Genomic DNA, 22,646 nt, shown 5'->3' on the forward strand with positions numbered 1-22,646 from the left:
TGTTGTGGAACTTAATCCGGAGAGCAAAAAAGAAGCAGCTTAACGGCTTAGGCGACAACTACCTTGAAAAACGCCGTTATTATCTGTGAATAATAATTAGAAAGGTGAAATTACATGAACATTAAAGTTGTAGAGCCTTCTAGTTCGATTGACATGATTGCCCATATTTGGCAGCAAAGGTTAGATGTCCTTTCTGCGATAAAGAAAACACACTGGCGCACATTGAAGGTCCAACAAGTCCGGTTAAGGTGGTTGATATCTGTGAACATCTTTCAGCACACATAGTTGAAGAAGGTGATAGCAAGTTTGAATTTATGAGCTAAATAAAAATTTATCAATATTTACTTTTCCATTGCCATTCCTAACTAAAGGAACACCTGAAGAAGCGGAAGCTTTGATCATGCCGCAATTAAAGAAGCTGAAAAACATCAAGAATGGATTCAGCAAGGTAATGAGCGAACGAATAAAATTGAAACTGCTGTTCAAAACAGCAATTGTAACCAACTCGAACATCATTGATGTTCGACATATTAATTAGAGAATTCATGAAATGAGAGCAATTAATAAATTGGCTGAACTGTTCGGCACGCACAACCATTGCATCCAACTATGGATTGACAATCTCAATATCACAGAAGATGAAATCGAATTTGCGATTGTCAATTTCACCAAAGCTCAACGCTTTAAATTCATTACGGAATATATACGCCCATCGGAATATTTACTTGATCACCCAGAGTTAATTGATCACGTCCAACGCATCGGTGTAGACAATATCAAATCACTACCCGAGAGTGTTTTTTTGCAACACTTAGAGCAGTTGCAAAACGCTGACAGAATAGGCGATTTAATTAATAAACGTTCGTTTCCATACAATGACTACGATGCGCAAGTATTTTTGGGATTAAGGCACGCTGAAAATACGTCTGATATAAAGTTCATCAAGCGCATGTTTGGGCGCTCAATCAGTCACCATACCTATCCGAATGCGAGACAAAAACTCAATAAGATGTGCCAACAACTCACTTAAATATAAAGCCTGGTAAAAAAAGAATATTGTACTTTGGACCCACCAAAGTCAGAGCAGAACGAACTGGGTAACGGGATTGAGGATGCTTATTTCTATGGTCTTGAAGGAACAATTAAATTGTTCCGCCAAACAGTTAAGTTCGGAGCCCATTTTATGAGATGCATAACAATACTGGAATAAACACTCCATGCTCCGGTAGCTAAGTACTTGTAGGTTAGAGTAAAAATGATTACAGACAGAAATCGATACACAACAACAGATCCATATAATGACCACCACCCTTTAGGCGGTCATCCCAATTTGAAGCCACTGGAAAAAATGATTATCAGACATCAGCTTTCTTTTATGAAAAAAAATAGTCTGACTGACAGGGATCGGGCTGTTCGCCTACTACTTTCTCGTATACAGGACTATTACCAGGTGATTGGCTATGTTGGCCCATTCATGAGCCGGACTTCAGAGTGCGCCTTTTGTCTTTGTGGTTGGAATGTCGAAAAGGGCTTTCCCCCATGGCGTCAAAGCTACACTAATGTGATGTATTCATTTACAAAAGAACCAGCGAAAATATTTAATAGTGTCAGGTACAGTTGTTTTGCAATGGCGCTTCATCTCGCGGCATGGGAGCTTTCAGAGGAAGTACCGGAAAGCCTGGATGAGTTAAAGAAAGCTGCATGGCTTGCTCACAATGTTATTCGCCAGTTTAGTCAGAGGCCGTGGGTGGATATTAGGGGCAGGCTGGGTAGCTCAGGTATGCGTAAAAATCTTGCTCATGTCATTGGTCTATTGCCTGAACTTATCTTAACAGAAAGCGCATACTGGTTAGGTAGCTATCAGCACATACGGAAAGCATCATAATACATCCCAGACGTTTTATCAGTGGCCATCGGCTTTCCGTAGTCAGTCATGTACAAGTATCCCTCCCCCACCCCGCTTGCGTGAGTTAAGTTCTACTCTACCACCCTCCAAAATGTAATTATATCATTGACAAACAATATGTAACTAATATAATTGCACCAAGTCGCTAAATAGGAATTCACATGGACCAAAATACGCAAACAAATGACTACCAACCTACAAACGGTTGCATTTCGGTCAAAGCCAGCAGCATCCATGAAGCATTTGAAAAAATTGCTGAGGCTTTAAATTCTCACCCCGATATTGCTGTTGACTGGATCGACGGTATCGAGATTGAAAATTAAAAAGGAAACTACTTTGGCGCAGTCAAAATCAGAACAGCTATATCACAAACATCATGTTGAATTCGAGCAGTGGTTTACCAGTATTCACCCTGACCACGAATTAACGTTTGAATGGGAGTTTGTTTGGGACTCTGGGTGGTATAAGGAAGGTATGGCCAATGGTGCATGGATAGCGTGGCTTAATTTGACTAACAAATTTCAATAGAGGAATTCAAAATGTTATCAAACAATGAAAATCCATACCTCACTATTGGTGAGGCCAAACTTACGATGACAGCATTGTCTGACGATTATCATAACGTAGAAACGGCTAATGATGCCCGTGCCAAAATTGGATGGCTGGCATTACAAAGTTATACAGAATCAGCTTACGGCAACCCATCGGCTGAATCTGTTGAACAAAGTCTCATTGACTTATTAGGAGACCTACAGCATACCTGCAAACACTTCAACCTGGAATTTAATGGATTACTTGACAGAGCAACCCGAACTTTCGAAGAAGAGCTTATTAGACCAATAGGGTAAGGAATGCATTGTGAAGACAGTTACTTTAACCAAATCGCAGATTGAGACAATAGTACTCGAATCAATTCAGGCCGGAGCAACTACTTTAGCTGAAAAGCTAGGAGCAGAGAGCGTAGATAAAAAAGTGCAGGCAATGGTCAGAGAGGAAGGTGAAGATCTGATTCAATTCATTTCATCTTCAGCAATGAAACGTTATAGCCAAAAGTAAAGGGGAGACTATCAATGAGACATCTAAAGCTATCAAACCCACAGAAAAATATTTTATCTATTGTGGTCAATGAAACATTGAAGACTAAAGGTAAAAACAAAGGCCAACTAAAAGGTGTCGTTTCATCAGATAGCTTTGATGGGAGGTCATTTGGCCCCTTGGTGGATAAGGGGCTAATTAAAAGCTATGACGGTATTTTGGGTAACGGCTTTGTAGCTACAGAACAAGCCTTAGTAATGAATTTAACAAGGTAGGAAGCCCGGCAAATGTTATCAATAGACAACCAACATGGTCTTGTTTAATCAGAGGTATCCATTTTGATCTCTTACACAAAAAATAAACCGTTGATTGTTATTCCTTGTTCTGCAGACAAAGCGAACGAAGCATGTCAGGCTATTAACTTGTATAAAGGAAAAGGTTACATTCCAATACTAAAATCCTCCACCGCAGCTTTATGGCTGGATTACAACCTTGCTTTTATGTCAGCGAAATATGGTCTTGTCATGGCTGATACAGTACTGAAGCCATACGACCAGACCCTTTCAGAAAAATCAATTGATGCATTGATAAAGTGCTCAAAAAGCAAAGCAAAGAGAATTATGGGAAATGTACACCCTAATCGTATAGTTGCATGCTTACCGAAACTTTATCTACGTGCTTTTACCCAGATCACAGAGGATTTTTTACATGGTATATCTGTCACTACACCACCACCAGGTGCCGGTATCGGCAGTCAGCGCGGTTTCCTTTCCAATGAATTGATGCGCTGTGAACCTACATCCTTCGATGTATTCGTCTTTGAGCGCACACATCAGCGGCCAGGACGAACGCCCGAAAAACCTCCCAAAACAGCACTACTCAAGGTTTCTCTGGGGGATGTTGTTGAACCGTGGATTTCTGGCGTTGGGAATGACAAACACATAAGCAACCCGGTCACGGTAACCAAAATCATTAATCGTCGTTTTGGCACAGTGTTTCTTGATGAGCATGGTAAGGCCTGGCATGCAAATTCCGTCAAGATGGGATTGTGCGAAGAGACAAAATCATACATCGCTTCATTTGGTGGTCATTACGCTTGTGTTGATAACAAAAATGAGATCACTGTATCCTGGCGTGATATACCCTTGATAAATAAATTTCAAGCGACATAGATCAATTGTAGTAGCCTTCAAGTAAGACATCCTCTATCCGGCAGTCAACCAGTGAAGTGATCACCCTCTGTACCTATCTGTTACGCTTGCTTTTTCTGAACTGGCTGATTTGCTTTTCTTCAACATCCAGAAGCCTGGTAAGCTCACAGTCCGTATCCAGGTTAAGTTTATCAGCAACATTGCAGATAATAACCCCTTGCAAAATGTAATTATATTATTGACAAGCAAAAAGTAATTGATACAATTACACTAGGTTATTCAAATTAATATTTCCTACACAGGAATACAGAAATCAATGAGCAATTCATCAGTACCAATTATTGAAGGCGGAAAGATATTTCACTCTAACGACAAAGCATACCTACAAGGGGTAGAACGCGGGGTGGAATATGCAAACGATGGCGCGTTGACATCACATGGGATTCATTCAAGCACAAACGACGAATGCAAATTTATGCTCGTGATTGAAGACCGCGACGAAGACGAAGTTAATGAAGAAACTATTTAGGGAATCCAGATAATGAGGTTAGGTGAAACCACAATGTCGGTTTATTGGAGCAAGGTCAATAGCTGTAAAGTTATAAAGACCGGAGCTTGTGGCGACAACGTTGGTTACGTGCAAAACATTCAATCGCTTGAAGAGTTTAAAACATACGGCTACAACAGCATGGAAAAAGTTGGTGATATAGACGTATGCGTATCAATCACAAAGCAACCGTAACCAGCAGGAGGTAATACACCATGACTCCATCATTTGAGATTATTGCAAACATGCTCGGCACGAAATCCGTGGCAATAACATTTGGCCACCCCGGTGAAGCACTAAGGTTAGAAACAATACTGTTTTCGACAGGAATTGGTTACCATGGCTCAAAGCTTAATTCGTTTTCCTTTACCACCTATGTACATTTTGATTCATTTGCTGCCTTTAACATCAGCAAAGGATTTGCTCTGAGCCTGCTAACATCCGAATGCATCGCAAACCATGAGGAAGGCGATATTCTGAGAGCCAGTGATATTCTGTCTCTGTCCTCCTTCCAGCTAATAAAGCTGAAACACAAAGTAAGCTCATATCACGAGGCCAAGTTACAAAAGCGAGTGCAGCAGGAGCTTCTGGACCAGGTGGTCCGGCTGAAAGCAGGCGAACTGACGCCAGAGCAAATCAGACATCTGGAACAAGCTGTAAGACTATAGAGCATTGACAGCTATCGCGCTTCATTTTTAGATTTTTGAAAGTCAGTGATGGATATCATAGCAGTTAGTGGCGCAGGAGTGGGTTGTGCGATTCTCATACCCGTTACAATGAACCTATCAAACCAAACAACGGAAACGCAGCAAATGATCAAGCAAACACTCGCACAATGGGATTTCTCATTTATTCAATAAAACGATGGAACAACTAGCAGCGTTAGTAATAGAGCGGTTTATTTGAATGACCGTCATTTAACTTGCATGTCACTTTCATGTTGATGTGTTGGTGTTAATGCGACAATTCCAAGCTTTCTAAAAGGAGATATTCATGCCTTATATTGATGGCAATAAAGTGAAAACATTACGTAAAAAAAGACAGTGGACGCAATTTCAATTAGCTGCTTTATCCGGTTTAAGCGAAAGAACGGTCATTAAGATCCAAAATTCACCTGGTACCAATTTTGATGAAGACACTGCAAAAGCATTGGCCAGTGTCTTCGAACTTAGCTCATTTCAGGATATCACCATGCCAATGAGTCCAAAGTCAGATACGCCGGGTCTAACCTTTCTTGAATTCATTGGATTGAAAAACGGTATTAAAATTTTATACGGGTTCTTCTTTGGATTAATATTTACAGGCTTTGGGATAGGTTTTCCTGTGTTAATGTATTTTATGGATGTCACCCCGATTTATCCGATGTCGCGTATACTGGTAGTTGTATCATCTGTATTTCTTATCGGTTGTGTTTTATTACGAAGAACTCATCTACTTGCTATAGAGCAACATAACAAATACGAAATTTTTCAAAACAAGGCTACTGAAGAGGAAACCGATAAAAAAGAGTCATCGAGTGCGCTTTGGGTTGGGTGTTTGTGCGTCGTACTTTTTGTGCTAGGAATGCTCTACACTTCAAGGAGTGGTGCGCCAATATTTTCTTTTTTTGCATCCTTTCTGTCTGGCGTGATCGGTGTTATTTTTCTTAGGTTCCATGCAAATCGTAGATATAAAATCAGTTCGAAGGGAGAAACCCAAGAATAGGTGTATATGATATAGTGCCTAGCGTTAGGGCGACACCTTATCTTATTTCCGCAACCATTCAATACAACAAATCGCCTCTGATATTGATAACGCCAGGTCAAAACCAACCAAATGAAGAGGTAAATATGTCTGACATACCACGTGAGCAAGCAGAGTTAAAACATTGTCTCCGGGAAGTGATTAAATGTTTACCTGAATCGTTCAGTTGTATCAGCAGTCATACTGGAGTTTCTATTGAATCAATCGAAACTCTAATGAAGATGGACGAAAGCATTACGCATTTCGAGTTCGCAAAACTCGTCGAGTATTTTAATTGTGAATACAGCATAGTGAAGTGGGGAGATAATTGCGATTATGACATTAGGCTCGCAAGTGGTTACACCCTATACCCAAATGGAAAAAAAAGGATAAAAGACCTGTATGAATCTCTGGGTAATGGTGGCGATACAGTCTTTGCAATTCATCTTGTGAATCCCGACCGAATAGCTTATTCCAACCAAAGGTATTTGTTACTGCATACATGTTTCTATGTTTATTTCCTAATCGTTATCGAAGGTGAGGAACAAAGCCTATTTCTGGATGAATTAGTTCGTGATGATGAGTTGATAAATTTCAATGGTGACAGACAAGTTAGTAACGAACTAATGGATACGATACTTGAGCATATTTACGAAATAAAACAGCATCCAGGTAAACGACGTGTTTTAGATTCTTTGTTCTTCGACAGATCTAAGGATTTGCTATTTGCTCAATTAGCCGTGTCCTATCCAGAGCCAGATTTTCAATATTTCGAAAAGATGGTTCCGATTAGGCGTTATTAATCTACGATAGTTAAGATTGAGTAAATCCAAGTCAATAACATCTCTGAATTTTGCTTTATCGCGCCACCAGCGATAGTCCGGCATTTTCCTGACATCATCGAAATACCCTACCCGGTAGCCAATACGGAAAAGGAAGCGATAATTTCATAGTTTTGCGGCTTCATAGGTTAATGTTGGCAGGCTTTATATTTGCCGCCATTCAATCAGTGAAGTAATCACCCTCTGCACCTACCTGCTACGTTTGCTATTTCTGAACTGGTTGATTTGTTTTTCTTCAACATCCAGAAGCCTGACAAGCTTACAGTCCGTATCCAGATTAAGTTTATCTCAAAGCTGAGTAGTAATATTGATGATCATAATTCTTGAAAAAAGTGTAATTAAAATATTGACACACAGAAAGTAATTGATACAATTACATTAAGTTATTCAATTCAATGTTACCTGTACAGGAATCCACCGAGATGACAGTCAATTCAACTTTATGGGATGCAGTACAAGAGCATATTGACAACAACTACAATCCATCTACTCAAATAGAGGATGACCCTATAGATTGGGTTAAAGCAAGAAATGAGGCGCATGAAGCCTTGGATGATAAATTTGGCGCTGACGCAGTGGATAACGCTATTGACACATACAAAAACTAATTAAGCGCTTTTTCTTTGCCTGTTAGTTTGTTTTTGAATGTCAGTAGTAGATATCGGTGGTACTGGCTGCGTTGGGTTGCGAAAACATCAGAATCAGTACACTAGAGTTATCAAAACAAAACAGGAATCCATCAATGACAACGATTGCCTACCATCACGCCAGTAAAACGATTGCCTATGATTCGCGCAGAAAGAACGAAAAGCGCATTGTTGATGATGCAGTCATGAAACAACGAGTGAATCACCAGGGTAACTTTTTCTTGTGTGGCACCACCTGGGATATGGACATCTTCATGAATGAATTCGAAGATGGTAAGGAGTTCCGCGATCTAAACGTTGCCGCATTATTTGTACCTCACGGTTCAGATGAAGTGTATGAGCTAACTCACGAAAAAGGCCGCTTTAGAAAAGATGGTCCAATTTATCACAATTACGCAATTGGAAGTGGCACAAACTTCGCAATCGCGGCTATGGATTTTGAGCGGAACGCTGGCGAGGCAGTTGAATATGCTAAAACCCGAGATTTTTGTAGTGGAGGAGTAGTTCACACCTGGTCTATTGATAGTAATAGCAAACAAGGAAGTGACCTTCTTCACAGTGAGAATGCCACATCATCTGCACCTGAACAATTACGACGGGCAGGATAAATTAGTATGAGCACTGTGAATTTATCTAAATCTCAGATTGAAACAATTGTACTGGAAAACCAAGAGTTAAGGGCGAAAAATGCTTCTGGCAATGTCGCAGAATTAAGCTGGGTAAAGCGATAAAAACGAGAAAAGTGCGATTATGAAAAAATGCAATAAAATCAGTCACTCACCGACTGTCGCAGTGCGGTATGCAGGGTAAATCAATGAAATCAAGCAAGCTTAAAAAATGACATATGGTTGCGGCCAAGCAATCAAAGTTTTGGTAGCCAAAAAACTAGGCCACGCTGTATCCACTTCGGATATAGCGGAGAGGCATTTGAAAGGCGAAACGATTCACCCGATTGTCTTTGCTCAATTAGAAAAGGAAGCAACCAGCATCCATAACCAATTAGCTAAGAATATTGAATCGGTTAAGCAAGCAAATGTGATTTCTAACCAGTTAGCCGTTGTCCACCCAGAGCCAGATTAAGTTTATCTCAAAGCTGGTCAGCAATATTGAGGATCATAATTTTTGAACAACGTAATTATATTATTGACACGCAATGAGTAATTATTATAATTACATCAAGTTATTCAATTTAATCTTACACGACACAGGAATCCAGTAAAATGAAACCTTTAGATCAGCAGTTGCAAACGACAATAAAATCATTGTTACTATCCATCCAAGATGGCGCAATAGATTTTAGTCACAGAGCTTTTCATATACGGGCATACCTTAATTATCTTGATGAAGAATCAATTATTGGGTACACGGGTAGTGAGAGGGAGTGCTTGTTGGCCTGCACACCGCGCCTGCAAAAGCTATCAGAGAATATAGCTAACAATAAAGACTCGGTTAACCACGACCTTTTATTCAAATGGCAATTTGAACGCGCTAAGAGATACCTTGGCGGATTGAAGTTCAAATATGCTACCTATGACACAGGATTGAAAGTTGCTTAGGCAGCTTTTGCCTAAAATCCACCTAACACATTTCCGAATATTCCTCGGTCCTTTATTACTAAAGGCTTGCCGGGGATTCAGTAGAGTATTCAGTATTATTTGTATTACTATCGTAATACATATATCTTATTTATAGTCATATGTATTACTGAAAGCTATCATGCCAATCGAACGAATATTGTCTGAAAAGGATATTGCCCAGATAATCAGGTCTAATAACAAACCTCCTTTTGCTCAGCGTAACAAAGCTTTAATTTTAGCCAGTACATATTGGTTGTTAACGCCCCTGGAAATTTCTGAACTACGTCTTGAGGATATTCTGGATAAGGACGGTTCTTTCTACCGAATTTGGGTGTTACCCGATTACGTAGCACAAAATGGCGAAGCACGGGAGATCAGGACTTCTGACCATATAGCTAAGTCAATGCAGCAGTATCTGGATTGGTGGAAAGCAAAAAATTTAAACTTGTCACACAGAAAGGCCTATCAAGGCTTAGAACCAAAGTCCCACTTTATTCTGAATGACAATTACGAGCGTTATCGTGTCACCAGACGAGCTAAAGATGGGGGTGGTTATATCCCGCTTGCACTGAACAAAAAACTAAACAGTCTCTTAGAGAATGCCGGTATGAAGGGCTGCACAGTGAGTTCTTTCAGGGATAGCGGTATCAAGCTTTTTTACGATCACGGGGCAAAATATAATGACCTGAAAGATTTTACCGGCATAAAAACGAAAAAAGCGTTAGATGGAAAAATACGCCCCCACGAGGCCGAACTTGACTCCGTTATGAACCAATTGTTCAGGAGTGTGTAACTTGAGCAAGAAGTTCAAATTCATCAATAAGCAGTCCCTAAAAGAATTTCAGTCACTACCGGATAAAATACAGAAACGCTTCGCGAATGACCTGAATGCTATCTGTCAGAATAAGGCACCGTTCAGCAAATACAAGCACTTAAAGGACAGTGTGGGCCTCGGCGCAGTTGAACTCATTGAGAACGGCAGGCCAGCATACAGAACGATTTACGTGGCAAAGTTTAAGGACACTGTTTATATCCTGCACTCGTTCACCAAAACAACCAATGGCGTTGACCGACAAGCGATGGATACCGCTAAGAAGCGCTATAAACTGATGATGGACGACATTAAATGATATATATCAATACTTGTATATATATCAATACTTGTATATATATCATAACTGGTATATTGTGTGTATAAATTAATCTCCGAGGTTCATATGTCTGGTTTAGAGTTTGACAACATTTTTGATGTGACGACAGATGATAAGGCTGCATCTTCAGAGTTACAGACTCGCTCTGATCTAATGATAGCGATACGTGACATCATCGATTCAAAAGGATGGGACCAAAAGCAGGCGGCTGAGCAACTTGGTTTGACGCAACCCAGAGTGAGCGATCTTAAGAACGGTCGAATTGATAAATTCAGTATCGACAAGTTAATGAATTGTCTATACAAGATTGGCTTTCGCTTTAAGCCGCAGTTTACAAACGGTCAATTAACCATGGCGGTTGAGACCGTCCAGGTACAGTAGGGAAGGAATAGTTAAATTGAATTTGCATACCGTTATCGCTTCAAAATGGTTCACGAACGTGACGCTGGCTTGCCTATTCATTGTCGGATTGATTTCCACCAATTTATTAGACTCGAATCTTGAGAAGGTTTTTGGTTGGAGTTTAATGGTTCTCGGGATATTTGGCCTTTGGAAAGCAAACAGCTCTTTAACAAGTAAAAATACTACGAGGGAGGTGAATTTATGAAATACAAATTATCTGTTGAAAGGGATTCTTATAAACCTGATCATCCATTTGTAAAGAAACTAAAATCTCTTGGCTTTGTTTTTAAAGAAGAGCCAGCAAACTCATCTTGGTTGATGATTGATAAAGAAGCCATGAAAGAGCGAGTTGACGCAAAAAGCTCCCAGGAAGGAGCTTACGTTTTTTACGATGTTGAAGTGCTTGATGACATTACGTCATTAGAAGCAGAATTTAGAAAACTTGACACTCTTCAAGAGTTTAGAGGGTTAGTCATCAGGGAGCAAAACATCGAGATTTACAATGATTACCGTGAGTAAGGAAGTGAGTAATACTGATCTTAGAGAATTATGGAACTGGTTCTATCCGTCGGCAACACTGTTTAGCGCGATGAGTTTAATACTTTTACTTGTTGGTTTTTTTGGAAATGCAACTAGCAATGGTGATTTTCTGGATATTCCTGCTTACCAAGAGAAAGCTTTGTTCATATTCATCATAGGGACTTTCATATCAGCTATGCGGGCGTCTACAAAGGTGAAATGATGTTAACTATTCTTTTATGGGTCGTTAGTTTTGTCATTATCGCGGTGGCATTCACTAAAACTAAGCATTGGTTGTCAGGGCTTATGCGCTTTTCATTTTGCATTGGCTTAGGTTTGTCGTTCTGGGTAACGTCCGTTTATGCGCTATGGCTGCTTGCCTTTGATCTACAGGTGGACGCAATAGAGAACGGTAACATGGCTAACCAGTGGGGTCTTCCTTCAGTGGTTATCATTTTTACTGTCGGCGCTTATTTCACCGAAAAGTTCACGAGGAAGGGAGAAGATGATTTTGAAAAATTTCTACTCTAAGTTTTTAGGGGTTATTTTTATAGGGTGTTTTATAACTGCAATGATTTATGCGCTTTCTTTTCAAACCATCCCTGCATCCATGCAGGCACACTTTCAGGTTATCATTCAAGACGAAAGCATTACCCAACAGATAAGAACGTTCACCGTTAACACGCTTGCGGATGATGTACAAATATTTGAAATAGAAAAGATTAGGTTAGCTCTCACCAATGACGCTTGCGATGCAGATAACTTATCGGCATGGCAGTCCTTTATGGCTCACATGTTATCGGGTGTTATCGGCATCAGCGGATACCCCAATTTTTTTAATAAGCGCGAAGAGTATAAGTTTGTTATGAACCTTTACTCGGACATTAAAACCCAATGCGTTTAAAAAGGGAGAAGAGATGGCTAGAAAAATCACAGTACTTGAAAATATCAAATCTCTTAGCAAGCCCAATTTAAAAGTGTTGGCTCTTGAGTTATTCCACCTTGAAGAGCATGGGGCTTACCCTGAAAACTCTGCTGTAAAGAAACTGGCCAGAGAAATAACTGAAGAACTTGATGGTATTCACCTAAACCATGCTCAAGACATGGTTAACAGCCAAGTGTTAAGAGTTATCGCACGAAACTATCTAGGTGAGGAAGATTATGAATAATACCGTTATACCACCACTACCCATTATGTTGTCTCTTGGAGCGCCACTTAGTTTCATTTTGGGCTTGTCTGCTATTCTATGCGGCCTGATATATCCCGACGACCTAAAATATCCACCAGAAAACGTCATTATTTCAGGAATCCCGTTTTTTGTTTTAGGGGTATTAGGGATTATTCATTTAAGACGACGGTATAAAAGAATAATGTCGGAAATTGGGGAGGAATAGAGATGTTAAAAACACTAATGAGCAAAGTTACTAATTCAAAAGTGTGGCCCAGTAATCATGTTAATTTAAACTGTGCTTCCTCTAATATTATTATGTTTTTATTAGTTTCGGAATACCTTCCTCCCATCGAACAATTCAAAGAATACATTGCAGAGGAGAAGAACAGTGCCTAACAAATCGAGCGATGACATGTCTCTAACTGCCGCTATGCGTTGCGCTATTGATGACATAAAACAGCAAGATCCAGATGAATACGTCGCTAATGTAAAAAAGCATCAACATAGCCCTATAGCTACCACCATTCAAAATGTGGGACCTGTACTAGTTACTCCCAATACTACGAACAAGGAATAGTGATAATTGCTTACGTAAAAATAGGTCGGTAGAGTGATGCGGCATCATTTGATCAGCATGCCATAGCTTCTGCTAAAACTGAGTTAACTTCTTAATTTTGATGAGGAATGTATAAACGTGAAAGATTTTGTCTTATTTAGTTTAGTATTTACAGGATGTCTGGGTTTTGTTGCCGATTACTGGTGGATTGAAGACCTCGTGGCGGCGGGCGTTTTTAAGTCAAGCCCGGATTTATGGATCCATCTATTTGTATCATATTTAGTCTTACTTGTTCCCCCTTACATCATGATGAATGACGACCGAAGAGAGTCTGCTGAATTAGTAGCTTCAGCAGTTGCTTCTTCTTTTTTAGGTGCCATGAGATGGATATCGATTGGTGCCCTGGTGGCCATTGGGTTCTATATTTTCAATACGGCTATTGGCCAATAAGCGAGAGAGGAATCACGCTGGTTGACAATGTACCTAAACATTTTCAAACAGCATGCATTATCAACAAACTTTTAAGTCAGGGTAAGAAATGTTTGTAAAAACTGGTACTGAAAGCATGGAATTCCAGCACCTGAAAGAAACTTTTTGGCAGTTCTTGCAGGGCAATTTCGGAAAGCAGGATGAGCGCGGGATATCCCTCGGTTATCGTATTGTTGAAAAATTTTATTCTGATAGTGAGTTACCCACGCTCACAAGCAAGCAACTTACCAAGAGATTCAACGCAGCTTACAGAGGCGCTTTTAAAGAATTTTGTGTAACGGTGCTGTCAATGAAACCACACATGGTCAACGAAACGTTCAATAGTCTTTCACATAATGATCAAAAACGATTAGATAAGATGTGTCTACAGAGTTTTTTGGACGCCGGTGAAGGCCTGAACGACGCAGCACTAAATCGTTTATCTAAAATTTTAACATCCGAAGGGTAGCTCATGACGGGAAATAAGCTTAGTAAAGAGCAAATAGACGCAAGGTATAACGCTTTTAATGAGGCTATTGATCACATATGTGATAACAATGCGTTCGAAACCAAAGTTGAACGTGAGCAAGCCCAAGTCCTAGCTGGGCAACTTTCTCGCTTAAGAGATAGATTTTTGAAAAAGTATTCAGCAAGGGAGTGATACAAATGCCGGTTAGTTTGTGGTTGCAGGGTTTATTTTTCTATATGTCGCTCTGTTTCACTCATTGATTACGCAAGATAAGGCAAGGCCATGTTAAAAACACTAATAAGCAAAGCTACTAATTCAAAAGTGTGGCCCAGTAATCATGTTAATTTAAACTGTGCTTCCTCTAAAATTATTATGTTTTTATTAGCTCCAGCTATTGGTGTTACCTCATTTGGACTTTCTCTAATTCTTATTTCTTCGGTAATAGAGGGAGCATTCACATTAAAGCTGGTGGAACTATCAAGTCACAAAGGCATTTTATTTGTTGCCACATTTTTGTTTGTACCCATTGCTACTGCTTTATTCAAAGGATGCGTGAAGGTGAGTTATGACCTCCCATTAAGTATGTTAACGAGCAAGGATTAGAGAATGCGTAATTTACTGCCATTCAGCCAAATGCTTGAACCTGTTCTAGAAAAGGCTGGCTACCCAGTTTTGCTTGTTGAGGGTGACGATAGCGAAGATAAAACAGACGTTCTCTTCATTCAATTTAGAGATCCTACAATCCCTTGCGGTATTTATGTAAATGTTACGATTGAACATATTACCGAAGAATATATTTGTTCATTGTATGAGCGAGGCCATAGTGGTGGCGATATTGAAATTAGTGAAGCTGTTAGCTTTAAACAATCAGAGGCAAAAAGCAATTTGGAGCCAATGTTGGCCCTGGTAGCGAATAACAGTCTGCTGCAACGAGGAAGGAAGTGAGGTTGAATAGAACAATGGGCATGATAGATAGGATAACTAATTACGGGCTTTCAAAGCCTAAAAGAACAATCGTTATCGCTGTTTTAGCGGCTTTATTTAGTTTGGTTTTAGGAAAGGTAGTCAAACATCAGCTAGCAATGAGTCAATTAGAATCGATGGTAGTAGCGCTAAACAATTTACAGCCAAATGAAACGGCTCTCGCTCCCTGGGGGGAAGCATTGTTGAAAACCCCAGATGGATTTGAAGCCAAAGAAGTTCCTGCAGTCTTCTGTACTCAAGCATCTCATGTAAACGCATCTTGTGACGGCGGCAATTTCTATATCAATTTGAATTCGAGTAAATAAAATGTTGCGAACCATCAATTAACTTTGTAACAGGGGATGATAATGACTGAAAAATTGAATGAAGCAGCGCGGCTTTATATCCATATGAGCGAACTTGGTCAAGAGTTGTGTTCAAAGCCAGAATTTGAAAATTACGATATCAATGTTGTTTTCTCACCGAAAAGCGATGAGAGAAAGATCAAGGTTGATGCGTCACCAGCATTAGTTGCCCATTTGGATACGGGTAAGGAATACGTGAATGAATCAGAAAAAGAAATCCATCCTTTAGAACAAGCATCTATTCACATGCGCCTGAATGAAGAAAACAAGGCTCTTTATCTGGTTAGTCAAAACAGTGAATCAATACATGGGTGGAAGAATAAATACGGAAACACTATTGCAAATATTGCTGCATGGAACGGATGTGTCGAAGTATTAAAACATTTGCAACAGTGTGGCTATAAATTTCAGAAGGATACTATAAGTGTTATGGGAGCGAGACACTTAAATGTTCTTAAATTTCTTTCTGTACAAAAAATTTTATCTCCTAATGCTCAAGGGGATCATGGCACTACACCTCTGCAACAAGCATGTAATATTTCTGGCGAATATGGGATTAAATTTCAAGAAGATCTTGTCCCTGAATGTTTGGAACGCATTAACTACCTGATTTCTTTAGGTGCTGACGTCAACCAAAGAAACGCAGATGGAAGAACAGCAATAATGGGAGCTGCATACATAGGAGCATATCCCTTGGTTGAGTTGTTAATAGATCTCGGCGCAGACTGCTCACCTAACATGAGGTGCAACCAGAACAAATCTGTAATTGATTATGCCTATGATGAACATACTAAAAGCTTAATCAGAAATTCACTGATGGCTTCAAATTAACAACAGGGGAATACGTTTTAACGTGAAATTGTTAGCTAAATTAATTTTACTGCTTACAGTGTCAAACGCCTCTTTTGCTGATGACCTATCAGAATATCAGAAATGCGTATTGGATTATGAGATATGGGCCGATGAGTACTTAAATGGAAAAACCAGACCAGTTGGCAAGCTGAGAGCAAGAATAGCGTTGCAGCCTATACCGTGGTTACAAGAAAAATACTCATCTTTACAGTGTATTGACGTTGTAAAGTGCACTAGAAACGGAGCCAAAAAGAGCAATAGAAAGCTGGTAAACCAAACTAATAAGCTTAACCGCAAGGTTTAGAAAATGGCATATGCAGAAGGTTTTAAAGAGTTTGAATCACAAAATACTGCAAGAAACCTTTTATCACAACATGGGAAAAATACGTGAGTAAATTTGACAAATATTCAAAGAAATCGTTAAGAACCACACCTAATGTCGTTTTGGACGCAAAACTGACAATTCACTGTGCTGACAATAGCATCTCCGATGATGAGTTAATGGATATGTATGAAGAGCATTTGGCGCTCGTACGGTACAACTCGAAAAAAGATATGGAGATGGCTCATCTCAAGGTCTAAAGTTTGAATGCGAAATATGATGGTATTTCCTAATTGACGTTAAGAATGTGAACGTCTTTTGTTACGCAGGAGTCGAAGTCGAAATACCCTGACAATAATTTGCTGTTCAGGTAAATTCAAAAAGTATAGTTACAGAAAGAGTAACCAGCCTACAATGTGCAGAGTTGTGTAACTCTAAATAGCTATTACTGCACAATTTCAGGAATTATTTATGAAGAATTCGATTGCGAAGGTATTTAAAGTTAATCTTATGATTGTTGTTAGTGTTTTAAGTGGATGTGCTGGGCAAACTTCGTACAATAAACACAATAAGGGCAATGAGCAGATCCCCGTCGCATCGTATATTCCGTCTGTGGTATATGAGGCGGAAGATAATCGTAGTGCTCGTGAGGTGATAATTAATTACGGTATTCACAAAGATTCGAAAGCTATTATAGCGAAAATATCTAATCCGACTAATAAATCAATGAGTTACAACAACTTGACGTTGGAGCCTGACATGAGATCACCAGCTAAAGTTTGTGAAATGAAGCAGGCTCATCCCGTGATTGTTCCGTCTAAGACGTATATGGAAATTAGCCTTATGCCATCTTCGATGGTGAAAAAATGTTTCAGATTGAGAATAGGATACAGTTTTGTAAGTATGGATGGGCAATATTCCCCAAAAAGAGGCCACAATACTACCAGCAGCACAACCGAAGCCAGATTGCGGGTTGTCGAAAATTATACATGGAAGGGTTTCACTCATTCCAATTCAAATCACCTGTATTTGCATTTTGACCATGGGGAACAACCGCTGGAAATCTGGGGAGTTAGTGCACAAGGAGTCCGAAATATAAATTAAGGGACAAAAAGATATCGCTGTTGGAAGTAACGCAGAACACCAGCTGACGTTCTCGAAAGCGCATCTTCCATTACGCCATGAACAGGGTGAGACGATTTATTATATTGGTCAACCCACTCACGTCGATACAGGTGCACTTCAATGCAGTCATGGCCGTACCCTCGACGTACTTTATCAAATACGGGGATAGACAGTGCAAGCGCTTCTGCTTTTGAATTCGCCAGGGTTATTACACAATACTTATCATAAGATGACGGTATATTAGTAAACGCTAAATAAAGACGCAGAGTATTACCTAAAAACTGCTTTGCGGAGAGTTCTTTAAACGATTCAATAGCGTAAGTAGAAAGTATCGGTGTATATGAAAGTAAGTCTCTCTGCAATAACACTATTACCGGAGATTTTGAGGCACTACGAAACCTCAATATTTCACCCAACTCAGTATTATTTTGCCAATCTGTAGTTATGTCCGTCAGGTCCAATATCAGATGCGCAGCCTGGGATCTCACTTTAAGAGCCTTATATTGGGCCAGATTATCAAGAGTAGTACCACTTAAAGTCCGCAAGTCTCTCACAGTCAACATTTCGGCACGACAAAAAAGGCGAGCCAACCATTGCTGATATAAAGGTATTAGCGTAGCAAGTGTAATTTTAGGGGCGCTGACTATAAGATGCTGAGATGCCATAATTGTACGATACATTTGTTGCATTACCTCATCAGTAAAATGCTCAGTAACATCTTTCAGAGATAATGTCGTTTCAGTACCAGGTTCTAATCCGGATTGCATAGCCTTAACATCTTCATTGGCCATTACTTCATAAGCACTTTTCAGCGTGTCATAAGGTATAACCATTCCGGGTTCTATCTTGCGCCCAAAAAATGACTCCATAGTAGCTATGTAAGACGATTTTTTTTCTTTAAATGGGTAGTTACCATTGTTTACGAGATAAGCGACCGCTTCACTTAAATCCATCCCCTGACGCTGTAATGTTGTTACTGCAGTAGGGTGTACATTTAGTCGCTTACACAAACTAATGACGCTGTCATATTTCTCACCACGATACATTACAGGCTGTGATGCTCTTTCACTGTCTGACGTGCGCGCCATCGGTGTGTTGTGCTTTTTTAATAGCTTTAAGCTTGATTCAATAGTAAAGCCGGTGTTCAATAAGGTTTGCAACTTATCTTGATCAACTCCGTGCTTTTCAGCTAAAGACTTTATATCGCTATCAGACATAGGAGAACCAGAAAAGTCACTCATTTAAACTACCGCGATCGAAACGTGGTATAAACCTATTTGAACCTTGAGGCTCAGAGGTGCACAACAAACTGGAGATCCTGAACGATGAGAATCAAGAATCGTGAGCGCCTTAGTAAGAACATCGGAATGAATGGTATCCAGCCGACAGATCCCCAGATGCACTTCATCTAAGTAAATATCAAATAAGGAGTTGCCATCGAAAGTGTTATAGTGCTGAAAAGCCACAGAGTATTCACTGATTAACGTCATAAAAATACAAGCATAATTGACATACCTTGCACACTGAAGCATTAATTGCTTGCAGATCAAATATTTTCACTTGTAGGTGTTATAAGTTAAATCTTTCAGTAATAATCGCCCGCGCATTTTTGTCAGGCTCAAACAAGCTCTCTACACTTACTCTTTTCTTCTCAAACAACTGACTTTGAGGATTTATGACATTGATATATGCCTGACGCTCAGCCACAGACTCAACCACCCCGGGATAACATGGGGCATTTTTGATATGTTGGTTGGGAAATTTCGCTCGGTATACTATTGGTCGCCCTGGAGTCAAGGTGTCAAAAGGTAAAGGCACTATTTCCAGTGAACGAATTTTTTTTCTATTCCTTCTGTCCTCAGAAGTTTGAAATTTACGACCAAGGTGACTAATTTTCTGTTCTTTCTCTGGAGAGAGGTTGTTGACAGGAATGTGAGTAATCAAATGACGCAATAATAAGTTTGTCGTAGTCGGTTTGCTGTCGCTACGAAACAACTGAGAGACACTTTGATGAGACACACCTAAATAATCAGCCAACTCCTGAATGCTGGCTAAATCAAGAACTCTCAGAGCTGTCATGATTAGTTGCCGATTGTCTTCAGGTAGTGCATACGTTTTGTGTACGGTCATATGTGTCGCTAAATAGTATAATTCAGTTTTAATTTTAACAGTCGGGACAAATGAATTCCAGAAAAAGGGGGAAAGGCAAAGTTGTTGCAAATATTATAACACCTATGCATAATGAAAATAGAAAGTGTTTGACCCGAACAAGCAGAGCTGAATACACTAATAGCATGATTGATATAATGACAATGTAGTTTGAGGTTAAAACCGTGGATATTAAAACGACGCTGATTGATCAGATTCAAACAATAAAAGATCTGCTTGCTCGTATAGAGAGAAACGAAAGTAAAATCAGTTTTGAACAAGATGCAGAGGCTGTGGCTAAGGTCAAGCAACTGATGCTTAAAATGATAGTGAAATTGTCTCAAAATAAGGCTGTTCTTGACAGTGACTGCGAACCTGTTGAACTTATGTCTATTATGGAAGATATTGAGGCTGCTAAAGAGGTTATTCGAGATATAAACAATGAATTCATCCCAGCCCTGGAACAATCTGAATAACAAACCGACAACCTCCTCAGCACTAAACTCTTTTGCGCAGAAAATTGAACGCTCTGAAACTGCCGCTCGATTTTTGCATCTAACCTCTTGTTTATATCTAGACACACAAGTCATCGCTACAGAAAGTTTTCATTTACAGTACATGAAGGCCCGCTCTCAACGGGCTTTGAATGAAATTAGCTCAACTGCTATGGCAGTTACTGAAGCAGAGCTAATGCAGTTCGCACTTGAACCTCAACTGTTGGACGATAATCATCGTTGTACCTTAGCAGCTTTCCGATTGTATGAAGCCGGGGAGCTATCAGAAGCTCAGTTGGGTGGGATGTTGCCTGCTCAGGATATGCAAGTCCTGAAAAAGGATGTGTTATTACAACTCAGTAAGTGTTGTGTATTGCCGCAAGACGATAGCTCTACTATAGATAATATAAATGCGGGCGTTTATAAACCTTAACGAATACCGGCAGGTAACTAAGAGAATACTATGAGTACCGGGATAGAAAAGCTGATTTACCCCCTAATATATGAAGGTTGTGACTGTATAGATCTGCTGATTAGCGTTACTCCTGATTTTGAAGTGGATATACAGGCAATTAATGACATTCTGAAGACAATGCAGGCGTGTATTGCGGGCCTGGTTAGCTGTATAGAGATGTTACATGATGGTGAAAATATTGACACTGATACTATGATGCAGGTCAATGAAAATATCGACTCAGCTCGATATATCATTCATGTTGTCAAAACTGATTTCATTCCGGCTACAAAGGAGGTGTCCGATGGCTAGCCCTGCCCTTTATGAAATATCAGAGCGTATCGTACAGTCAACGGCAGCAAAACGATTTATTGCTAAATATGAAAATGGCCAGTTTTTGCGACAATCTACATGGCCTAAATTGGATGAGGCAATGCAGCGGCGTCTCGCTAAAACTCAGCGAGCTTTAAATATGCATGCGGCAACTTTACAAGCGTTCAATAAAGACGAATTGACGAGTAGTTCAACAAATACAGAGCAAGGAGTCAGTGAACTACTTGATGTCTCAGTTAAGTTTTTAAAAAATGAACTGCAGGCACGTAATTCTATTGATAACAGTAACGCTGGATATTATGCCTGTAAGCTTTATGAGGTAGGCATATTGGATGATATGGAGTTATTTGAACAAAATAATCATCCGGATCCAGAGTTTATCCAATCAGCTATTCAGCAATTTTTTAGTAAGTACCCAGCAAGCGAGGCCACTGATACTGTGGAATACACCCCTCCACAGATGACTATGTAAAATGGCGATATTAAACGAATTATAAAATACAATATTATATTGTATTTTATAATTCGTTAGTGTATTCTTTGAACATCGATACATCGAAATACACAGGTAGCTGCTATGTCAGATTGGAAAATTCAGTCATCGTGGAAAAATCGTAAACAAGCCGCGACGGCATTGACGCAAGACGTAACTCTTTGGCCGGGAGATATCCCTCAAAACAGCAAGATTATAGGAGCAGCATGGCGTGGCAAATTCTATTACATGCTTCTAAAAACTCCCGATAACTGCGCTACTATAATTAGCGCTGAAATTGCTTATCGCCGGGGGAAAGGAGCTTATGGTGTCAGAGTGTATACTGAACGCACTTCAACGCTTTACAGTTGTCCTGCTAACATTATTGAACAGGCTAACGCCCTCCCCTCCTTATTTAAAGAATCACTGAAATACCGCTCTAACGTTATTCAGTGGCACGAACAGTACAGTATTGATCAACAGCATAAGAAAAGACTAAAACGGCTGGCACCAGGAGACCAGGTTAGCTTGAAAAATCGCTATTATACATTGCATTCAGCGTTGGGAAAGCGTCGGGGTTGGACGGCCATTGACGTGTCTACTCATGCTAAAACTACTTTAACCCCAAAAATGCTCCGAGAAGTTTCTATTATTCACGCAGCCAATCCTCTTGCGCTTTCTCCTATTAAAAAACAGAGATCGGCAATCTCTCAATCGCCTACTCTGGATATAACTTTACATGATGAAGCATCCTCGTCATGTAAAATTGCATCCAAAGAAGAAACGGATGCGACATTATCAAAAAATGTCAATAAACCTGTAGGTGAGCAATCAGATAAAACACAAAAATCATTAACAATTGTGTTACCAAATAAAGGCAGAGCATTGTCATCAGACGGATCATCCGAACAGCCTAAATATATGACTTTGTCATCACTAATTTTTTAAAGGAAT

General features: G+C 39.8%; 37 protein-coding genes. 35 read left to right on the forward strand and 2 right to left on the reverse strand.

All coding sequences use genetic code 11. The annotated features are described in order from the left end of the window. The first annotated feature begins 550 nt into the window (after positions 1-550). The 30 genes from AC0J20_RS20535 to AC0J20_RS20680 all read left to right on the forward strand — a co-directional run bounded on the left by AC0J20_RS20535 (position 551) and on the right by AC0J20_RS20680 (position 17,770). The gene (locus AC0J20_RS20535) at positions 551-1,030 is read left to right on the forward strand and encodes a hypothetical protein (protein ID WP_473023155.1); all 480 of its coding nucleotides are present in this window, start codon (positions 551-553) and stop codon (positions 1,028-1,030) included. Positions 1,031-1,255: 225 nt separating this feature from the next. Beyond that, positions 1,256-1,885: a hypothetical protein gene (locus AC0J20_RS20540; protein ID WP_473023156.1), complete on the forward strand. Its 630-nt coding sequence runs from the start codon at positions 1,256-1,258 to the stop codon at positions 1,883-1,885. A 182-nt stretch (positions 1,886-2,067) separates the two neighbouring features. After that, complete coding sequence (locus tag AC0J20_RS20545) at positions 2,068-2,229, forward strand: hypothetical protein (protein ID WP_473023157.1); 162 nt, start codon at positions 2,068-2,070, stop codon at positions 2,227-2,229. A gap of 13 nt (positions 2,230-2,242) precedes the next feature. After that, complete coding sequence (locus AC0J20_RS20550) at positions 2,243-2,434, forward strand: hypothetical protein (protein WP_473023158.1); 192 nt, start codon at positions 2,243-2,245, stop codon at positions 2,432-2,434. An 11-nt stretch (positions 2,435-2,445) separates the two neighbouring features. Beyond that, positions 2,446-2,754, forward strand: a complete 309-nt coding sequence (locus AC0J20_RS20555) for a hypothetical protein (protein WP_473023159.1) — start codon at positions 2,446-2,448, stop codon at positions 2,752-2,754. Between the two features lie 10 nt (positions 2,755-2,764). After that, on the forward strand, positions 2,765-2,962 hold the full coding sequence (locus AC0J20_RS20560; protein ID WP_473023160.1) for a hypothetical protein: 198 nt from the start codon (positions 2,765-2,767) through the stop codon (positions 2,960-2,962). Between the two features lie 14 nt (positions 2,963-2,976). Further along, positions 2,977-3,216: a hypothetical protein gene (locus AC0J20_RS20565; RefSeq protein ID WP_473023161.1), complete on the forward strand. Its 240-nt coding sequence runs from the start codon at positions 2,977-2,979 to the stop codon at positions 3,214-3,216. Between the two features lie 63 nt (positions 3,217-3,279). Then, a complete protein-coding gene (locus AC0J20_RS20570; protein ID WP_473023162.1) occupies positions 3,280-4,113 on the forward strand; it encodes a DUF6884 domain-containing protein in 834 nt (277 codons plus the stop codon). 295 nt (positions 4,114-4,408) lie between these two features. Then, a complete protein-coding gene (locus tag AC0J20_RS20575; protein WP_473023163.1) occupies positions 4,409-4,621 on the forward strand; it encodes a hypothetical protein in 213 nt (70 codons plus the stop codon). A gap of 233 nt (positions 4,622-4,854) precedes the next feature. After that, positions 4,855-5,307: a hypothetical protein gene (locus tag AC0J20_RS20580; RefSeq protein WP_473023164.1), complete on the forward strand. Its 453-nt coding sequence runs from the start codon at positions 4,855-4,857 to the stop codon at positions 5,305-5,307. Between the two features lie 325 nt (positions 5,308-5,632). Beyond that, positions 5,633-6,343 carry a helix-turn-helix transcriptional regulator gene (locus AC0J20_RS20585; protein ID WP_473023165.1) on the forward strand — a complete coding sequence of 237 codons (711 nt, stop codon included), beginning with the start codon at positions 5,633-5,635 and terminating at the stop codon, positions 6,341-6,343. Positions 6,344-6,468: 125 nt separating this feature from the next. Continuing rightward, on the forward strand, positions 6,469-7,164 hold the full coding sequence (locus AC0J20_RS20590) for a hypothetical protein (RefSeq protein WP_473023166.1): 696 nt from the start codon (positions 6,469-6,471) through the stop codon (positions 7,162-7,164). 461 nt (positions 7,165-7,625) lie between these two features. Next, complete coding sequence (locus AC0J20_RS20595) at positions 7,626-7,811, forward strand: hypothetical protein (RefSeq protein WP_473023167.1); 186 nt, start codon at positions 7,626-7,628, stop codon at positions 7,809-7,811. A gap of 134 nt (positions 7,812-7,945) precedes the next feature. Further along, a complete protein-coding gene (locus AC0J20_RS20600) occupies positions 7,946-8,458 on the forward strand; it encodes a proteasome subunit alpha (RefSeq protein ID WP_473023168.1) in 513 nt (170 codons plus the stop codon). A 319-nt stretch (positions 8,459-8,777) separates the two neighbouring features. Continuing rightward, positions 8,778-8,930 (forward strand): hypothetical protein, encoded by a 153-nt coding sequence (locus AC0J20_RS20605; RefSeq protein ID WP_473023169.1) that lies wholly within the window; start codon positions 8,778-8,780, stop codon positions 8,928-8,930. 140 nt (positions 8,931-9,070) lie between these two features. Continuing rightward, the gene (locus tag AC0J20_RS20610; protein WP_473023170.1) at positions 9,071-9,406 is read left to right on the forward strand and encodes a hypothetical protein; all 336 of its coding nucleotides are present in this window, start codon (positions 9,071-9,073) and stop codon (positions 9,404-9,406) included. Between the two features lie 160 nt (positions 9,407-9,566). Beyond that, positions 9,567-10,220: a site-specific integrase gene (locus AC0J20_RS20615; protein WP_473023171.1), complete on the forward strand. Its 654-nt coding sequence runs from the start codon at positions 9,567-9,569 to the stop codon at positions 10,218-10,220. Position 10,221: 1 nt separating this feature from the next. Then, positions 10,222-10,557: a type II toxin-antitoxin system RelE/ParE family toxin gene (locus AC0J20_RS20620; RefSeq protein ID WP_473023172.1), complete on the forward strand. Its 336-nt coding sequence runs from the start codon at positions 10,222-10,224 to the stop codon at positions 10,555-10,557. A gap of 87 nt (positions 10,558-10,644) precedes the next feature. After that, positions 10,645-10,959 (forward strand): helix-turn-helix domain-containing protein, encoded by a 315-nt coding sequence (locus tag AC0J20_RS20625; protein ID WP_473023173.1) that lies wholly within the window; start codon positions 10,645-10,647, stop codon positions 10,957-10,959. Positions 10,960-11,181: 222 nt separating this feature from the next. Then, positions 11,182-11,499 carry a hypothetical protein gene (locus AC0J20_RS20630; RefSeq protein ID WP_473023174.1) on the forward strand — a complete coding sequence of 106 codons (318 nt, stop codon included), beginning with the start codon at positions 11,182-11,184 and terminating at the stop codon, positions 11,497-11,499. Between the two features lie 222 nt (positions 11,500-11,721). Continuing rightward, on the forward strand, positions 11,722-12,030 hold the full coding sequence (locus tag AC0J20_RS20635; protein ID WP_473023175.1) for a hypothetical protein: 309 nt from the start codon (positions 11,722-11,724) through the stop codon (positions 12,028-12,030). Further along, on the forward strand, positions 12,005-12,403 hold the full coding sequence (locus AC0J20_RS20640; protein ID WP_473023176.1) for a hypothetical protein: 399 nt from the start codon (positions 12,005-12,007) through the stop codon (positions 12,401-12,403). The genes AC0J20_RS20635 and AC0J20_RS20640 overlap by 26 nt, the downstream gene beginning before the upstream one ends. A 13-nt stretch (positions 12,404-12,416) precedes the next feature. Then, entirely contained in the window at positions 12,417-12,668 is a 252-nt protein-coding gene (locus AC0J20_RS20645) for a hypothetical protein (protein WP_473023177.1), read from the forward strand. A 697-nt stretch (positions 12,669-13,365) separates the two neighbouring features. Beyond that, positions 13,366-13,677, forward strand: coding sequence for a hypothetical protein (locus AC0J20_RS20650; protein ID WP_473023178.1), 312 nt, complete (start codon positions 13,366-13,368; stop codon positions 13,675-13,677). A gap of 88 nt (positions 13,678-13,765) precedes the next feature. Then, positions 13,766-14,164 (forward strand): hypothetical protein, encoded by a 399-nt coding sequence (locus AC0J20_RS20655; protein WP_473023179.1) that lies wholly within the window; start codon positions 13,766-13,768, stop codon positions 14,162-14,164. A gap of 282 nt (positions 14,165-14,446) precedes the next feature. Then, positions 14,447-14,767, forward strand: a complete 321-nt coding sequence (locus AC0J20_RS20660) for a hypothetical protein (RefSeq protein WP_473023180.1) — start codon at positions 14,447-14,449, stop codon at positions 14,765-14,767. Between the two features lie 3 nt (positions 14,768-14,770). Beyond that, positions 14,771-15,109 carry a hypothetical protein gene (locus tag AC0J20_RS20665; protein WP_473023181.1) on the forward strand — a complete coding sequence of 113 codons (339 nt, stop codon included), beginning with the start codon at positions 14,771-14,773 and terminating at the stop codon, positions 15,107-15,109. Positions 15,110-15,111: 2 nt separating this feature from the next. Further along, a complete protein-coding gene (locus tag AC0J20_RS20670) occupies positions 15,112-15,453 on the forward strand; it encodes a hypothetical protein (RefSeq protein WP_473023182.1) in 342 nt (113 codons plus the stop codon). A 42-nt stretch (positions 15,454-15,495) separates the two neighbouring features. Beyond that, positions 15,496-16,323: an ankyrin repeat domain-containing protein gene (locus tag AC0J20_RS20675; RefSeq protein WP_473023183.1), complete on the forward strand. Its 828-nt coding sequence runs from the start codon at positions 15,496-15,498 to the stop codon at positions 16,321-16,323. A gap of 814 nt (positions 16,324-17,137) precedes the next feature. Beyond that, a complete protein-coding gene (locus AC0J20_RS20680; RefSeq protein ID WP_473023184.1) occupies positions 17,138-17,770 on the forward strand; it encodes a hypothetical protein in 633 nt (210 codons plus the stop codon). Here AC0J20_RS20680 and AC0J20_RS20685 read toward each other — a convergent pair. Together AC0J20_RS20685 and AC0J20_RS20690 are read right to left on the reverse strand one after the other, a co-directional pair. Next, positions 17,767-19,032: a hypothetical protein gene (locus tag AC0J20_RS20685; protein WP_473023185.1), complete on the reverse strand. Its 1,266-nt coding sequence runs from the start codon at positions 19,030-19,032 to the stop codon at positions 17,767-17,769. The two genes, AC0J20_RS20680 and AC0J20_RS20685, sit on opposite strands and share 4 nt — an antisense overlap. Positions 19,033-19,360: 328 nt before the next feature. Continuing rightward, positions 19,361-19,870, reverse strand: coding sequence for a helix-turn-helix domain-containing protein (locus tag AC0J20_RS20690; protein ID WP_473023186.1), 510 nt, complete (start codon positions 19,868-19,870; stop codon positions 19,361-19,363). A gap of 254 nt (positions 19,871-20,124) precedes the next feature. Between AC0J20_RS20690 and AC0J20_RS20695 the strand changes: the two genes are divergently transcribed. From AC0J20_RS20695 to AC0J20_RS20715, 5 genes are all read left to right on the forward strand, one after another. Then, on the forward strand, positions 20,125-20,415 hold the full coding sequence (locus AC0J20_RS20695) for a hypothetical protein (protein ID WP_473023187.1): 291 nt from the start codon (positions 20,125-20,127) through the stop codon (positions 20,413-20,415). Further along, positions 20,381-20,866, forward strand: coding sequence for a hypothetical protein (locus AC0J20_RS20700; protein ID WP_473023188.1), 486 nt, complete (start codon positions 20,381-20,383; stop codon positions 20,864-20,866). Before AC0J20_RS20695 ends, AC0J20_RS20700 begins: the two co-directional genes overlap by 35 nt. A gap of 30 nt (positions 20,867-20,896) precedes the next feature. Then, positions 20,897-21,199, forward strand: coding sequence for a hypothetical protein (locus AC0J20_RS20705; RefSeq protein WP_473023189.1), 303 nt, complete (start codon positions 20,897-20,899; stop codon positions 21,197-21,199). Continuing rightward, on the forward strand, positions 21,192-21,692 hold the full coding sequence (locus tag AC0J20_RS20710) for a hypothetical protein (protein ID WP_473023190.1): 501 nt from the start codon (positions 21,192-21,194) through the stop codon (positions 21,690-21,692). Before AC0J20_RS20705 ends, AC0J20_RS20710 begins: the two co-directional genes overlap by 8 nt. Before the next feature lie 105 nt (positions 21,693-21,797). Continuing rightward, positions 21,798-22,640, forward strand: a complete 843-nt coding sequence (locus tag AC0J20_RS20715) for a hypothetical protein (RefSeq protein ID WP_473023191.1) — start codon at positions 21,798-21,800, stop codon at positions 22,638-22,640. Positions 22,641-22,646 lie beyond the last annotated feature (6 nt).

This window comes from Planctobacterium sp. R6 (genome assembly GCF_055755215.1).

Coding starts and splice junctions, on each gene's coding strand:
- AC0J20_RS20540 (WP_473023156.1), top strand. CDS start 1,256: ATGATTACAGACAGAAATCGATACACAACAACAGATCCATATAATGAC.
- AC0J20_RS20690 (WP_473023186.1), bottom strand. CDS start 19,870: ATGACAGCTCTGAGAGTTCTTGATTTAGCCAGCATTCAGGAGTTGGCT.
- AC0J20_RS20595 (WP_473023167.1), top strand. CDS start 7,626: ATGACAGTCAATTCAACTTTATGGGATGCAGTACAAGAGCATATTGAC.
- AC0J20_RS20610 (WP_473023170.1), top strand. CDS start 9,071: ATGAAACCTTTAGATCAGCAGTTGCAAACGACAATAAAATCATTGTTA.
- AC0J20_RS20665 (WP_473023181.1), top strand. CDS start 14,771: ATGCGTAATTTACTGCCATTCAGCCAAATGCTTGAACCTGTTCTAGAA.
- AC0J20_RS20655 (WP_473023179.1), top strand. CDS start 13,766: ATGTTTGTAAAAACTGGTACTGAAAGCATGGAATTCCAGCACCTGAAA.
- AC0J20_RS20640 (WP_473023176.1), top strand. CDS start 12,005: ATGATTTTGAAAAATTTCTACTCTAAGTTTTTAGGGGTTATTTTTATA.
- AC0J20_RS20535 (WP_473023155.1), top strand. CDS start 551: ATGAGAGCAATTAATAAATTGGCTGAACTGTTCGGCACGCACAACCAT.
- AC0J20_RS20585 (WP_473023165.1), top strand. CDS start 5,633: ATGCCTTATATTGATGGCAATAAAGTGAAAACATTACGTAAAAAAAGA.
- AC0J20_RS20705 (WP_473023189.1), top strand. CDS start 20,897: ATGAGTACCGGGATAGAAAAGCTGATTTACCCCCTAATATATGAAGGT.
- AC0J20_RS20710 (WP_473023190.1), top strand. CDS start 21,192: ATGGCTAGCCCTGCCCTTTATGAAATATCAGAGCGTATCGTACAGTCA.
- AC0J20_RS20590 (WP_473023166.1), top strand. CDS start 6,469: ATGTCTGACATACCACGTGAGCAAGCAGAGTTAAAACATTGTCTCCGG.
- AC0J20_RS20565 (WP_473023161.1), top strand. CDS start 2,977: ATGAGACATCTAAAGCTATCAAACCCACAGAAAAATATTTTATCTATT.
- AC0J20_RS20645 (WP_473023177.1), top strand. CDS start 12,417: ATGGCTAGAAAAATCACAGTACTTGAAAATATCAAATCTCTTAGCAAG.
- AC0J20_RS20575 (WP_473023163.1), top strand. CDS start 4,409: ATGAGCAATTCATCAGTACCAATTATTGAAGGCGGAAAGATATTTCAC.
- AC0J20_RS20685 (WP_473023185.1), bottom strand. CDS start 19,032: ATGAGTGACTTTTCTGGTTCTCCTATGTCTGATAGCGATATAAAGTCT.
- AC0J20_RS20545 (WP_473023157.1), top strand. CDS start 2,068: ATGGACCAAAATACGCAAACAAATGACTACCAACCTACAAACGGTTGC.
- AC0J20_RS20630 (WP_473023174.1), top strand. CDS start 11,182: ATGAAATACAAATTATCTGTTGAAAGGGATTCTTATAAACCTGATCAT.
- AC0J20_RS20600 (WP_473023168.1), top strand. CDS start 7,946: ATGACAACGATTGCCTACCATCACGCCAGTAAAACGATTGCCTATGAT.
- AC0J20_RS20635 (WP_473023175.1), top strand. CDS start 11,722: ATGTTAACTATTCTTTTATGGGTCGTTAGTTTTGTCATTATCGCGGTG.
- AC0J20_RS20625 (WP_473023173.1), top strand. CDS start 10,645: ATGTCTGGTTTAGAGTTTGACAACATTTTTGATGTGACGACAGATGAT.
- AC0J20_RS20555 (WP_473023159.1), top strand. CDS start 2,446: ATGTTATCAAACAATGAAAATCCATACCTCACTATTGGTGAGGCCAAA.
- AC0J20_RS20580 (WP_473023164.1), top strand. CDS start 4,855: ATGACTCCATCATTTGAGATTATTGCAAACATGCTCGGCACGAAATCC.
- AC0J20_RS20660 (WP_473023180.1), top strand. CDS start 14,447: ATGTTAAAAACACTAATAAGCAAAGCTACTAATTCAAAAGTGTGGCCC.
- AC0J20_RS20675 (WP_473023183.1), top strand. CDS start 15,496: ATGACTGAAAAATTGAATGAAGCAGCGCGGCTTTATATCCATATGAGC.
- AC0J20_RS20680 (WP_473023184.1), top strand. CDS start 17,138: ATGAAGAATTCGATTGCGAAGGTATTTAAAGTTAATCTTATGATTGTT.
- AC0J20_RS20615 (WP_473023171.1), top strand. CDS start 9,567: ATGCCAATCGAACGAATATTGTCTGAAAAGGATATTGCCCAGATAATC.
- AC0J20_RS20700 (WP_473023188.1), top strand. CDS start 20,381: ATGAATTCATCCCAGCCCTGGAACAATCTGAATAACAAACCGACAACC.
- AC0J20_RS20715 (WP_473023191.1), top strand. CDS start 21,798: ATGTCAGATTGGAAAATTCAGTCATCGTGGAAAAATCGTAAACAAGCC.